The following is a 13,408-nucleotide window of genomic DNA, read 5'->3' as shown; positions in this document are numbered from 1 at the left end:
TTTGCAATCCTTTCAAGTGACCCAAGATGGGGCTGAGCGATCCTCGGCCCCATCGGCCATATCGGCATGATCGCAAGCGGCCCGCCACAAGCCCCGGCCGCGCGACACAACAACTATCTGGAGAAGCACGATGACCAAAATGCCCCAAGACCTGCGCAAAGAGACGCTGGATCTCGTCAATGCCGGCAAGCCGGCCGAAGGTAGCCAGGAAGACGGCCAGGCGCGCGCGCTGATCGCCGCCTGGCTCAAGTCCCTGGACGATGAAGACCTGGCGGATACGTCCCCCGACAGTCTCGCGCCGGTGCTGGTGGCAGGCTTCTCGCAGGCGGCGCGCCGTACCGCGCCCGGCGCGCAGGTTGCCACGCTGCGTTATGCCGACGGCCGCGGCGGCATGGCCACCGCGCTGCTGATCCTGAACGACGACATGCCGTACCTGGTCGATTCGATCGTCATGGCCCTGCGCAAGCAGAAGGTCTTGGCCAATGGCGTGCTGAACGCCGTGCTGCCCGTCACGCGCGATGCCAATGGTATCGTCACGGCCGTCGGCGAGACCGGCGCCAAGCTGGAGTCGTACGTCCTGTGCCTGCTGGCCGAAGACCTGGACGGCGCGCAGCTGCAGCAGCTGGTGGACAGCATCGAAATGGTGGCGCGCGATGCCGCCGTCGTGAAGCGCGACCTGGCCGCGATGAAGGACCGCTTCACCGCCGTCGCCACCGCCGCCGGCACGCAAGGCGAAGAGGGCGCCGAAGCCGCCGCCTTCCTGCAATGGGCGCGCGACGAAGGCTTCGAGGTGCACGGCTACGCCTACTATCAGAACAAGCCGGGCGCGAAGGAACTGGAACGCGACATCCCGAGCCGTATCGGCGTGCTGCGCGATACCGCGCACCCCGTATACGGCACCTGCCTGGCCAATATCCCGGGCGATCCGGAGACGCTGTCGAAACGCGCCCATACGCTGTCGATCGTCAAGGCCGACGTGGGCGGCACCCTGCACCGCGACCAGCAGCTGGACTTCATCGGCGTGCGTGCCACGGATGCCAACGGCAACCTGCTGGGCGAGCACTGCTTCATCGGCCTGTTTACCCGCGCCGCCATGCTGACGCCGCTGGCCCGCCTGCCGTTCGCGCGCGGCCGCATCGCGCAAGTGCTGAAGATCGCCAACCTGCGCCAGGAAGGCTTCCGCGCCGAGAAATTCATCGAGATCCTGGAATCCCTGCCGCGCACGGAAGCGCTGGAAGCGGACCCGCAATGGCTGGCCGAAGTGTGCGGCTCCGTCGTCTCGCTGTACAAGCAGCCGCGCACCAAAGTCTTTGCGCGGCGCGACGTGTATGCGCGCCACCTGAACGTGCTGGTCTACCTGCCGCGCGAGCGCTACAGCGCCAGCGTGGCGAACGCGCTGTCGCGCGCGCTGCAGGAATCGTCCGGCGCCAGCCACGTCAGCTCGCAGACGCTGGTGGCCGACGGTCCGCTGGCCCGCCTGTACCTGATCGCGCATGCCGCCCGCAACCCGCTCGACCTGGAAAGCGACATCCAGCGCCCGCTGCTGTCGATCCTGGACGGCTGGCACAACAGCTTCTCCGAACTGGCCGACGCCGTCCCGGACGAGCCGCTGCGCAACGACATGCGCCGCCTGTGCTCCACGCTGCCGGTCGACTACGTGGCCGCCACGTCGCCGGCCGTCGCCTTCCACGATATCGAGTCGATCCTGCGCAACGGCTACCAGGGCCACGATGGCCGCGTCAGCGTGCGCCTGGAGCTGGCTTCCGAAGCCGACCCCATGACGACGATCCGTATCTATTCGGTCGACAAGGTGCCGACGCTGTCGTCGATCATGCCGGCACTGCACAACGCCGCCGTGCTGATCGACCGCGAACGTTCGCACTCGATCCGCACGGCCGACGGCAAGCGCCACTACGTGACGAGCCTGACGGTCGATGCGGCCAGCGCCGAGAAGCTGGCGAAGGACGGCGTGGCCCACGTCGCCGAGGACCTGTTCACGGCCCTGTTCAACGACGAGGTGGAAGACGGCCGCCTGAACGGCCTGGTGGTCGAGGGTGGCCTGAACAAGCGCCAGATCCAGCTGGTGCGCGCCTACATGAGCTACTGGCGCCAGACCGGCACGCAGTTCTCGGTGCGCTACATCGCCGAGAGCCTGCGCCGCCAGCCGGCCATGGTCAAGCAGATCGTCGACGCGTTCGAGCAGCGCTTCAATCCGGCCCTGGACGACACGCAGCACGAATCGGCGCGCGACGCCCTGACGGGCCTGAAGGGCCGCCTGGCCGCCGTCAACCACGCCGATACGGAAGTGATCCTGGCCGCGCTGATCGACCTGATGCAGGCGACCGTGCGCACCAGCTATTTCCAGCAGACGGACAACGGCGACAAGATCATCTTCAAGTTCGACACCAGCAACCTGGCGCTGGTGCCGGAACCGCGCCCGTACCGCGAGATCTACGTGTTCTCGCGCCGCTTCGAGGGCGTGCACCTGCGCGGCGGCCCGGTCGCCCGCGGCGGCCTGCGCTGGTCCGACCGCATGGAAGACTACCGCACCGAGGTGCTGGGCCTGGTGAAGGCGCAGATGGTCAAGAACGCCGTCATCGTGCCGGCCGGTGCCAAGGGCGGTTTTGTCTGCAAGCAGATGCCGGCCGGTGCGCCGCGTGAAGTGATCGCGGCCGAAGGCGAAGCCGTCTACCGCCTGTTCATCGCCAGCCTGCTGGAAGTGACGGACAACCGCGTGCTGGGCAAGATCGTGCCGCCGGCCGACACGGTCCGCTACGACAACGACGATCCATACCTGGTGGTCGCCGCCGACAAGGGCACGGCGACGTTCTCCGACATCGCCAACAGCATCGCGGTGAAACGCGGCTTCTGGCTGGGCGATGCGTTCGCCTCGGGCGGCTCGAACGGCTACGACCACAAGAAGCTGGGCATCACCGCCAAGGGCGCGTTCGAAGCCGTCAAGCGCCACTTCTACGAGATGGGCCACGACATGAACACGACGCCGTTCACCGTGGTCGGCGTGGGCGACATGTCCGGCGACGTGTTCGGCAACGGCGTGCTGCTGTCCAAGCAGATCAAGCTGCTGGCCGCGTTCGATCACCGCCACATCTTCCTGGACCCGAACCCGGATACGGCAACGTCGTTCGCCGAGCGCCAGCGCATGTTCGCCCTGCCACGCTCGTCGTGGGAAGACTATGACAAAGCGCTGATCTCGCAGGGCGGCGGCGTGTTCCCGCGCACGGCCCGTACCATCGAGCTGTCGCCGGAAGTACGCGCGGCACTGGACATCGCCGAGACGTCGCTGAGCCCGGAGGAACTGATGCACCGCATCCTGCTGGCGCCGGTGGACCTGTTCTACAACGGCGGTATCGGCACCTACATCAAGGCGTCCAGCGAAACCCATGCGCAAGTCAAGGACCGCGCCAACGACCATATCCGCGTCAACGGCAGTGAGTTGCGTTGCAAGGTCGTCGCCGAAGGCGGGAACCTGGGCGCGACCCAGGCGGGCCGCATCGAGTTCGCGCTGGCGGGCGGGCGCATCTTCACCGATGCGATCGACAATTCGGCCGGCGTGGATTGCTCCGACCACGAAGTGAACGCGAAGATCTGGCTGGACGTCGAGGTCAATGCCGGCCAGCTGACCGAAGAGGAACGCAACCGCGTGCTGAACGACATGACGAGCGACATCGAGCGCCTCGTCCTGCGCGACAACACGCAGCAGACGCGCCTCCTGGTGCGCGAGCAGCAGGCCCAATCGGAAGGCTGGGTGCAGGATGGCTATGCAGCGCTGATCGCCAGCCTGGAGGAGGAGGGCGCGCTGTCGCGCGAGCTGGAACAGTTGCCGACGGTGGCCGAGCTGGCGCGCCGCAAGGTGGACAACCGCGGCCTGACGACGCCGGAACTGGCCGTCGTCATCGCCAACGTCAAGAACCGCTACAAGCGCACGTTGTCGGTGCTGCCGCTGACGGAGGAAAGCTGGGCCGAGACCGTGCTGAAGCCGTACTTCCCCGACCTGCTGGTGGCCACGCGCTCCGCGCTGGCGCACCCGCTGGCCAACGCCATCCTGGCGACCGTGCTGGCCAACGAGGTCGTCAACCGCTGCGGTCCCCTGGCGATCCGCCGCCTGGCGGCCGATCACGGCGTGCCGGAAACGGACGTGATCCTGGCATGGGGCCAGGCATGGTCCGCGCTGAACCTGGCGCCGGTATTCGACACGCTGGATGCGGACGCGCTGAACGTCCCGCGCGACGTCTCGATGAAGGTCGATGCGCGCACCCGTGGCATGCTGCGCGCCGCGATGGAAGGCGTGCTGTCCGTGCCGAAGGCCCAGCTGCGCAATGCGGACGGCATGGCGGAACTGAAACGCGTGTTCGCCGAGCCGGCGATGCTGGCCAAGCTGATGCCGGCCGACGCGAAGTCGGAAGCGGAAGGCCAGACAGCCCTGCGCGCCGAGTTCGTGCAGGCGTGGAAGACCGTCGACGCCATCGAGAACGTGGCGGCGTTCCTGTTCGCGGCGCTGTCGGTACAGCGTCCCGCGGGCATGGACCTGCCCGGCTTCATCCACGTCGGCATGGCCCTGCGCAGCCGCGCCGGCATCGATACGCTGGAGCGCGGCCTGAAACTGCCGGCCGCCAGCCGCTCGCAGGAGCAGTTGCGCAGCTACGCCCAGCAGGCACTGGGCCGTACGCAGCAACGCCTGCTGGCGCAGGTGCTGGCGCAAGGCGGCAGCGAGCAGGCCGTCGAGTCGGTGGTGAGCTCGCTGGCGGTGCCGGCGTTCACGGCGCCGAGCGACCTGGAACAGGCGATGCTGGACGTGTGGACGTTGTCCGAAGCCGCCATCGGCCCGCAGGCCAAGGCGGCGTGAGGTGACGGCATTGGTCGATGACGCATTGCCGCCCGCGGTGCGGGCGCTGGCGGAGGCGGATTTTTCCGCCGTCGCCGGCAGTTTCACGGCGGCCGGTTTCGCGGTCTCGCAACCGGCCGACGGCATCCTGGCAATCCGCCGGCCGGGCGAGGTGCGCCCGGCCGTGCTGGTCTCGGTGGGGGTGCATGGCGACGAAACGGGACCGATCGAGCTGACGGCCTACCTGCTCGATGCGCTGGCGCGCGAGCCGGCCGCGCTGGCGGTGGACCTGATGGTCTGCGTCGGCAATATCGGTGCGATCCGGGCCGGCAAGCGCTTTATCGACGCGGACCTGAACCGCATGTTCCGCGTCGAACGGGGCACGCTGGCCGGCACCGCCGAGGCGGCGCGAGCGGACGAGATGATCGCCGCCACGGTGGCGTTCTTCGCCGAAGCCGGGCCGCAACGGTGGCACCTCGACCTGCACACGGCGATCCGGCCGTCCGTCTACCCCACCTTCGCGATCGTGCCGGACCTGATCGAGGACGGGGCCAAGCGCGACCTCGTGTCGTGGCTGGGCGAGGCGGGTATCGGCGCCATCATCATGAATCCGGAATCGGTCGGCACGTACAGCTACTACAGCGCCGAGCACCACGGCGCGGCCGGCACGACGGTCGAACTGGGCCGCATCGGCACGCTGGGCCAGAACGACCTGTCCCAGTTCGCCGCCGCGTCGCACGCGCTGGACCGGATGCTGCGCGGCGGCCCCGCACCGGCAGCGCCCGAGCTGCCGCACGTGTACAAGGTCGCCCGCAACATCATCAAGCTGTCGGACGCGTTCACGATGGCGTTCGGCAAGGACACGCAGAACTTCACGGCGCTCAAGCGCGGCGACGAGATCGCCCGCGACGGCGAGACCGTCTACACGGTGCAGCACGACGAAGAACTGGTCGTGTTCCCGAACCCGGACGTGCGCGTGGGCCTGCGCGCCGGCCTGATGATCACCCGCGCCAACTAAGCATCTACAGCCCGGCCCGTGTCCCACCACGGGGTCAGTGACCAGAATGGGACAGGAGCTCATCAATCACCACGGCTGAGCCCGTGTCCACCATGGGGTCACACCCCGACATGGACACGATCTCGGCAATGGCTACTGATCGGTCCGTGTCTTTGTCGGGGTGTGACCCCGCGGTGGACACGGCCTCGGCGGTAAGCGATGCAAAAAAGCCGCCCTTGGGCGGCTTTGTCGTTGGCGCTGGCGACGTGTCAGGCCGGCTGCAGGCGCGGGCGGCGCGGGGCGGCTTCGGCGGTGGCAGGCGTGGCGTTGGCAGACGACGCCCGCGCGGCCGTGGGCGGGACGGGCGACGAAACTGTGCTGTACCCGGTTGCCGTCACGTCGGCATCGCTGTCGGCCGGCACGATGGGCGCGGTGCTGCGGGCCTCTGGCAGCCAGCCGACGATCGCGGCGGTCGCGACCGCGCTGAACAGGATGACGGCAATGGCCGCGCCTGCCATCAGCGGATGAATGCGGGCGGAGGCGGTCGGTATCTTCTGATAGAGCGTCATGGTTCCTCCTGGTGACGATTGCTGTTGGGTTTACGAAAGATTAGCGAATTGATTATTTGCAAGCTACCGTTTGGCTGTATCAAAGGTAAGCACTTGTAACGACGCCCGGGATAACGAGGAGAACGGGACAGGTGAGCTTGTGGAAATCTCGCTACACTCATCGCTGGCAAACGAGGAGGAACGTATGAGTCAGCTATTCTCGCCCTATGCGTTGGGGCCCCTGCAACTGAAGAACCGCATCGCCATCGCGCCGATGTGCCAGTACTCGGCCGTCGAGGGCCTCGCCACCGAGTGGCACATGATGCATCTGGGGCACCTGGCCCTGTCCGGTGCAGCCCTGCTGATCCTGGAAGCCACGGCCGTATCGCCCGAGGCCCGCATCACGCCGGCCGACCTGGGGCTGTGGTCGGACGGCCACCAGGCCGCGCTGGCGCCCGTGATCGCCGCGATCCGCAAGCACTCGCCGGTCCGCCTGGCCGTGCAGCTGGCGCATGCGGGGCGCAAGGCTTCGTCGCAAGTGCCATGGGAAGGCGGCGCCAATATTGCGCCAGGCGCGCTGGGCTGGCAGACCGTCGCGCCATCGGCTGTGCCGCATGCGGACGGCGAGACGGTGCCGCTGGCGCTGGACGAAGCGGGCCTGCAAAAGGTGAAGGACGATTTCGTCGCCGCCGCCCGGCGCGTGCACGCGCTGGGCATCGAAGGCATCGAGCTGCATGCGGCGCACGGCTACCTGCTGCACCAGTTCCTGTCGCCGCTGTCGAACCGGCGCGAAGACCGCTATGGCGGCGCGCTCGAAAACCGGTTGCGCTTCCCGCTCGAGGTATTCGACGCCGTGCGCGCCGCCGTGCCGCGCGAACTGGCCGTGGGCGTGCGCATCTCGGCCAGCGACTGGGTCGAAGGCGGCTGGGACGTCGAGCAGAGCATCGCCTTCGCCGATGCGTTGAAAGCGCGCGGCACGGACTTCATCCACGTCTCCAGCGGGGGCATCTCGCCGCTGCAGAAAATCCCTGTCGGTCCGGGCTACCAGATCCAGTTCGCGGAGCGGATCAGGGCGGCGACAGGCCTGCCCACCATCGGCGTCGGCCTGATCACCGAGCCGGAACACGCCGAGTCGATCATCCTGCAGGGCCAGGCCGACATGGTGGCGCTGGCCCGCGGCATCCTGTACGACCCGCGCTGGCCATGGCATGCGGCCGCGAAGCTGGGGGCGCAGGTGGATGCGCCACCGCAGTACTGGCGCTCGCAGCCCCATCACCTGAAAACGCTGTTTGGCGACACCCGCCTGGGCCAGCGCTGAAGCCATGAACGACCTCCGCCCGCCGCCGCGGCCCGCCTTGGGCTACGACCTGTGGATCTTCGACTTCGACGGTACGCTGGCCGACAGCTTCCCGTTCTTCCTCGAGGTATTCGACACGCTGGCGTGCACCCACGGCTTTCGTCGCCTCGAGCACGACAAGATCGACATGCTGCGCGGCTGCGACCTGCCGCAGCTGATGCGCCACCTCGGCCTGCCGCGCTGGAAGCTGGTGCCGGTGGTGCTGCAGTTTCGCGCGCTGATGGCGCAGAACATCGGCCGCATCGCGCTGTTCGACGGCATGCGCGGCGTGCTGCACGCGCTGGCGGCGCGCGGCGTGCGCCTGGCGATCGTGTCCTCCAATTCCGAGGCCAACGTGCGCGCCGTGTTGGGGGACGACGCGCACCTGTTTGCCCACTTCGAATGCGGCGCCGCGCTGTTCGGCAAGCGGCGCCGGCTGCGCCGCGTCGCACAGAAGAGCGGCGTGGCGGACCGGCGCGTGCTCTGCGTGGGCGACGAGGTACGCGACATCGCAGCGGCGCACGCCGAGGGGTTCGACTTCGGCGCGGTCGGCTGGGGCTATGCCCATCCACGCGTGCTGCAAGCGCAAGCGCCCCGGCTGATGTTCGGTAGCGTCGCGGCGCTGGCCGCGGCCCTGGCGGACTGACAGCGCAGGGGTACCGGCGGTTGTCATATTTTCCTCACCACTTGTCTTTTCCATACAAACAACCGTAGGGAAGGAGCGCCAACAGGCCCTATAATCGTCAGGTTTTTTTTATCGAATTTGCGATAAGGCGGCGGTGCCATGAGCGCCGCGGCAGCCGAACCACCCGAGAAGGAATGCCTGTGAGCCAAACGCTGGTCCAGAAACTGACGCGTACCAAGCCTGTCGATCCCGCCGCCGAAGACGATCACCCCGCGCAGCCGGGCGGCTTGCACCGCTCGATCGGCCTGTTCGCCCTGACGATGATCGGCGTGGGCGCCACGATCGGCACCGGCATCTTCTTCACGATGGTCGAAGCGGTACCGAAAGCAGGTCCGGCGGTGATCCTGTCGTTCCTGATGGCCGCCATGACGGCCGGCCTGACGGCACTGTGCTATGCGGAGCTGTCGTTCCGCATTCCCGCTTCGGGTTCCTCCTACTCGTTCGCCTATGCGACGGTGGGCGAGTTCCTGGCTTTCATCATGGCCGCCTGTCTGCTGCTCGAATACGGCCTGGCCGCCAGCGCCACCGCCATCGGCTGGTCCGACTACCTGAACAACTTCCTGACCAACGCGTTCGGCTGGCAAATCCCGCAGGCGCTGCGCACGCCGATGATCGTCTCGACGCAGCAAGGCGTGGTCTTCAATGTGGGTCACATGAACCTGCCGCCGATCCTGCTGGTGTGCCTGTGCTGCTTCCTGCTCATGCGCGGCACCAAGGAGTCGGCCACGATGAACGCCGTCATGGTGCTGATCAAGCTGGCCATCCTGGTGTTCTTCGTCGTGATCGCACTGCAGGGCTTCGACATCGATAACTTCAAGCCGTTCTTCAAGCCCGAAAGCGCGGCGGGGCTGGCCGGCATGACGGGCGTGACCGCGGCCGCCGGTACCGTGTTCTTCTCCTTCATCGGGCTCGACACCGTCGCCACGGCAGGGGAGGAAGTGCGCAACCCGAAACGCAACGTCCCGCTCGGCATCCTGACCGCGCTGGTCATCGTTACCGTGTTCTACCTGCTGGTGGCGGTCGCCGCCGTCGGCGCGCAGCCGGCGCACATGTTCGAGCACCAGGAAGCGGGCCTGTCCGTCATCCTGCAAAACGTCACCGGCAAGGCGTGGCCGGCGCTGGTGCTGTCCGCCGGCGCGGTGATCTCCGTGTTCTCGGTGACGCTGGTGACGATCTATGGCCAGACCCGGATCCTGTACGCGATCTCGCGCGATGGCCTGATCTCCAAGGTCTTCCACAAGGTGAACGAGCGCACTGCTTCGCCGGTCAGCAATACCGTCATCGTCTGCCTGGTCGTGGGCCTGGTGGCTGGCTTCGTCGACGCGACCTTCCTGTGGGACATGGTCAGCATGGGCACGCTGACGGCCTTCATCGTCGTCTCCATCGCCGTGCCCGTGATGCGCCGCAAGGAGCGCAGGGCGGGCACGTACAAGAAAGGCGGCTTCCGCGTGCCGTTCGGCCCCTACCTGATTCCCGGCCTGTCGGTCCTGGCCTGCCTGTACATCATGAAGGACCTGTCGCACACGACGCGCGTGATCTTCACGATCTGGATGGCCGCGTCGGTCCTGACCTATTTCGCCTACGGCATGCGCAACTCCCGCCTGAACAAGGCCTGACATGCAGCTCAAGACCCTCGCCCGCACGGCCCTGGCCGTCACCGCCGTCCTTGCCGGCAGCCATGCGCAGGCCGTACGCGAGTACAGGGCCGTCGCGCTGGCCGCCGATGGCGCACGCCTCGTCGCCATCGAGAGCGCCGATCGCGGCGCCGCCGGCCGCAAGGCGCACGCGCTCGTCGTCGTGCGCGATGCCCGCAGCGGCAAGATCCTGCACGAGTACGACCCGTGCCGCCACTGCGCATACGACCGCCCCAGCTGGTCGCCGGACGGGCGCAGCGTCGCGTTCATCGCCAGCGAACAGGGCAGCGCCGCCGTCTACGTCGCCGCCAACGGCAGGACGCGCGCGTTGGCCACCGTCAAGGGCGTCGCCAACTCGGCGCGCTGGTCGCCGGATGGCAAGCAGGTGGCGCTGCTGGCCACTGTCGGCGCCAGCAAGGAGACGGGCGCCACGGCAGCCGGCGCGCGCCTGGTCGGCGAGATCGGTTCGCGCGACGACGCACAGCGCATCGGCACCGTGCCTGCCGCGGGCGGCGCATTGAAGCTGCTCTCGCCAGAGGACACGTTCATCTACGAGTACGACTGGACCCCGGATGGCCAGGGCTTCGTTGCCACCGGTGCCAAGGGCAATGGCGACAACAACTGGTGGGCCGCCAAGCTGGCTTACGTCGATGCCGCATCGGGCGCCTTGCGCGTGATCGCCACGCCGTCGACGCAACTGAACATGCCGCGCGTGTCGCCGGATGGCCGCACGGTGGCGTACATCGGCGGCCTGATGAGCGACTTCGGCGCGGTCGGCGGCGACGTGTATACGGTGCCGCTGGCCGGTGGCGAACCGAAGAACCTCACGCCCGGCTTCAAGGGCTCGTTCAACGGCCTGGCCTGGAAGCCAAGCGGTATCGTCGGCACGGCGCTGATGGGCGACCGGCTGACGGCGCTGGCCGTCGATGCGGCCAGCGGGGCGACGACGGCATTGTGGTCCGCGCCCGTTACGGCCAGCGGTGCCGATGGCCGGCTGTCGTTCAGTGCCGATGGCGTCAGCGCCGCTGCCGTGGTCGAGGACTTCACGCACGCGCCGCGCATCGTCGCGGGTCGCCTGCCGCAGCTGGAGCCGGTCACGCGCGACAACGACACGCTGCCGGCCCAGGTCAGCGTGCAGAACGTCAGCTGGCGCAACGAAGGCTTCAACGTGCAGGGCTGGCTGGTCGGCCCGCTGCAGCCCGCCGCCGGAAAGAGATATCCGATGATCGTGCAGGTGCACGGCGGCCCTGCCTCGGCTGTCACGCCGCGCTATATCGGCCCGGCGGACACGGGCAATCCGCTGGTGCGCGAGCTGGTCGGCGCAGGCTATTTCGTGTTCATGCCGAACCCGCGCGGCAGTTTCGGGCAGGGCCAGGACTTTACGCGCGCGAACCGGCGCGATTTCGGCGGTGGCGACCTGCGCGACATCCTTGCCGGCGTGGACGCGGCGGCGCAGGTGGCCCCGGTCGACATCACCCGCCTGGGCCTGATGGGGCATTCGTACGGTGGCTTCATGACGATGTGGGGCGTGACGCACAGCCAGCGCTTCAAGGCGGCCGTTGCCGGCGCCGGCATCGCCAACTGGATCAGCTACTACGGCCAGAACGGCATCGACCAGTGGATGGTGCCGTTCTTCGGTGCGACGATGTATGACGATCCCGCGATCTACCGGCAGCTGTCGCCGATCGATTCGATCAAGGTGGCCAAGACACCCACGCTGGTCTACGTGGGCGAGCGCGACGTCGAAACCCCGGCGGCGCAGTCCATGGAGTTCTGGCACGCGCTCAAGGCGCTGAACGTGCCGACGGCGCTGGTGATCTACGAGGACGAAGGCCACGGCATCCGCAAGCCGGCGCACCAGCAGGACCTGCGGCGGCGTACGCTGGAGTGGTTCAATCGCTATCTGTAGCCTGCAGTAGAGACCAGGTTCACGTGGAGGGCACCGCAGCCAGGTTGCGGTGAGCCGCTACGATCCGACCCACAACGATATTCGAGACAATATGAGCCAAGCACTCAATCGACGAGGATTCATCCAGGCCGGCGTGGCGCTGGCCGGCAGCCTGGTGCTGCCGAGCGCTTTCGGTGCGCCCGGTCGCCAACGGCTGCGTATCGGCATGATCGGCACCGGCATGCGCGGCCAAGTGCTGCTGCGCGAGCTGCTGCGCCGGGACGACGTGGAAGTGGTCGCGCTGTGCGACATCGATCCGGTCATGCTGGGCCGCGCGCTGGCGCTGGCCGACAAGCTGGGCAACAAGCGGCCCCGTACGTTCGGAGAGGACCGCGATCCGCAAGCGTACCAGCGCATGCTGGACAGCCGCGCCCTCGACGGCGTCATCATCGCCACGCCATGGGAATGGCACGCACCGATGGCCATCGCGGCGATGCGGGCCAAGGTGCCGGTCGGCTGCGAGGTCGTGGCCGGCATCACGCTGCAGGACCACTGGGACGTGCTGGATACGCAACTGGCCACCGGCACGCCGTACATGCTGCTGGAGAACGTGTGCTACCGGCGCGATGTACTGGCCGTGCTGCGCATGGTGCGCGCCGGCGTCTTCGGCGAACTGGTGCACCTGCAAGGCGGCTACCAGCACGACCTGCGCGCCGTGAAGTTCAACGGCGGTGACCCGGCCAAACCTTACGGCGGCGGCGTCGAGTTCGGCGCCAAGGGGTTCTCCGAGGCGCGCTGGCGGACCGACCACTCCGTGCGGCGCAACGGCGAGCTGTATCCCAGCCACGGCATCGGCCCGTGCGCGATGTACACCAACATCAACCGCGGCAACCGCTTCACGCGCATCAACAGCTTCGCCACCAAGGCACGCGGCCTGCACGAGTACGTCGTCAAGGAAGGTGGCGCCGACCACCCCAACGCCAAGGCGAATTTCAGCCTGGGCGACGTCGTCACTACCACGCTGGCCACGGAGAACGGCGAAACGATCCTGCTGCAGCACGATACGTCGCTGCCGCGCCCGTACTCGCTGGGCTTCCGGGTGCAGGGAACAAAGGGATTGTGGATGGACGTGAACCACAGCGTGTATGTGGAAGGGCAGAGCAAGCCGCACCAGTGGGACGATTTCCGGGCCTGGCAGGACAAGTACGACCACCCGCTGTGGAGCAAGCACGGGGCGCAGGCCGAGGGTGCCGGGCATGGCGGCATGGACTTCTTCGTCGTCCACGCCTTTGTCGAAGCACTGAAGGCCGCGGCACCCATGCCGATCGATATCTACGATGCCGTGACGTGGAGCGCGATCACGCCGCTGTCCGAGGCATCCATTGCGCAGGGTTCGCAGACAATCGACTTTCCGGACTTTACCCGCGGCCAGTGGCGCGGGCGCAAGCCGGTGTTCGGATTCGACGAGCGGTTCTGA

General features: G+C 67.6%; 8 protein-coding genes. 7 read left to right on the top strand and 1 reads right to left on the bottom strand.

What is annotated here, in order from left to right; all coding sequences use genetic code 11:
- The first annotated feature begins 130 nt into the window (after positions 1 to 130).
- Entirely contained in the window at positions 131 to 4,864 is a 4,734-nt protein-coding gene (locus tag PX653_RS19865; RefSeq protein ID WP_277414463.1) for an NAD-glutamate dehydrogenase domain-containing protein, read from the top strand.
- A 1-nt stretch (position 4,865) separates the two neighbouring features.
- Positions 4,866 to 5,861 carry a succinylglutamate desuccinylase gene (locus PX653_RS19860; RefSeq protein ID WP_277414462.1) on the top strand — a complete coding sequence of 332 codons (996 nt, stop codon included), beginning with the start codon at positions 4,866 to 4,868 and terminating at the stop codon, positions 5,859 to 5,861.
- Between the two features lie 248 nt (positions 5,862 to 6,109).
- Here the strand turns inward: PX653_RS19860 and PX653_RS19855 are convergent, their stop codons facing one another.
- Positions 6,110 to 6,409: a hypothetical protein gene (locus PX653_RS19855; RefSeq protein ID WP_277414461.1), complete on the bottom strand. Its 300-nt coding sequence runs from the start codon at positions 6,407 to 6,409 to the stop codon at positions 6,110 to 6,112.
- 184 nt (positions 6,410 to 6,593) lie between these two features.
- Here PX653_RS19855 and PX653_RS19850 point away from each other — a divergent pair, with 184 nt between their 5' ends.
- The 5 genes from PX653_RS19850 to PX653_RS19830 all read left to right on the top strand — a co-directional run bounded on the left by PX653_RS19850 (position 6,594) and on the right by PX653_RS19830 (position 13,408).
- The gene (locus PX653_RS19850; protein WP_277414460.1) at positions 6,594 to 7,706 is read left to right on the top strand and encodes an NADH:flavin oxidoreductase/NADH oxidase; all 1,113 of its coding nucleotides are present in this window, start codon (positions 6,594 to 6,596) and stop codon (positions 7,704 to 7,706) included.
- A gap of 4 nt (positions 7,707 to 7,710) precedes the next feature.
- Complete coding sequence (locus PX653_RS19845; protein ID WP_277414459.1) at positions 7,711 to 8,370, top strand: HAD-IA family hydrolase; 660 nt, start codon at positions 7,711 to 7,713, stop codon at positions 8,368 to 8,370.
- A 179-nt stretch (positions 8,371 to 8,549) separates the two neighbouring features.
- Entirely contained in the window at positions 8,550 to 10,025 is a 1,476-nt protein-coding gene (locus PX653_RS19840; RefSeq protein ID WP_277414458.1) for an APC family permease, read from the top strand.
- A gap of 1 nt (position 10,026) precedes the next feature.
- On the top strand, positions 10,027 to 11,952 hold the full coding sequence (locus PX653_RS19835) for a S9 family peptidase (protein WP_277414457.1): 1,926 nt from the start codon (positions 10,027 to 10,029) through the stop codon (positions 11,950 to 11,952).
- A 91-nt stretch (positions 11,953 to 12,043) separates the two neighbouring features.
- Positions 12,044 to 13,408, top strand: coding sequence for a Gfo/Idh/MocA family protein (locus PX653_RS19830; RefSeq protein WP_277414456.1), 1,365 nt, complete (start codon positions 12,044 to 12,046; stop codon positions 13,406 to 13,408).

The sequence above is a fragment of the Pseudoduganella chitinolytica genome, assembly GCF_029028125.1.
GTDB classification, from domain to species: Bacteria; Pseudomonadota; Gammaproteobacteria; order Burkholderiales; family Burkholderiaceae_D; genus Rugamonas; species Rugamonas chitinolytica.
The sequence above is the reverse complement of the archived record's forward strand: the minus strand, read 5'-3'. Positions and strand labels throughout refer to the sequence as shown.

Coding starts and splice junctions, on each gene's coding strand:
- PX653_RS19830 (WP_277414456.1), top strand. CDS start 12,044: ATGAGCCAAGCACTCAATCGACGAGGATTCATCCAGGCCGGCGTGGCG.
- PX653_RS19845 (WP_277414459.1), top strand. CDS start 7,711: ATGAACGACCTCCGCCCGCCGCCGCGGCCCGCCTTGGGCTACGACCTG.
- PX653_RS19835 (WP_277414457.1), top strand. CDS start 10,027: ATGCAGCTCAAGACCCTCGCCCGCACGGCCCTGGCCGTCACCGCCGTC.
- PX653_RS19855 (WP_277414461.1), bottom strand. CDS start 6,409: ATGACGCTCTATCAGAAGATACCGACCGCCTCCGCCCGCATTCATCCG.
- PX653_RS19865 (WP_277414463.1), top strand. CDS start 131: ATGACCAAAATGCCCCAAGACCTGCGCAAAGAGACGCTGGATCTCGTC.
- PX653_RS19850 (WP_277414460.1), top strand. CDS start 6,594: ATGAGTCAGCTATTCTCGCCCTATGCGTTGGGGCCCCTGCAACTGAAG.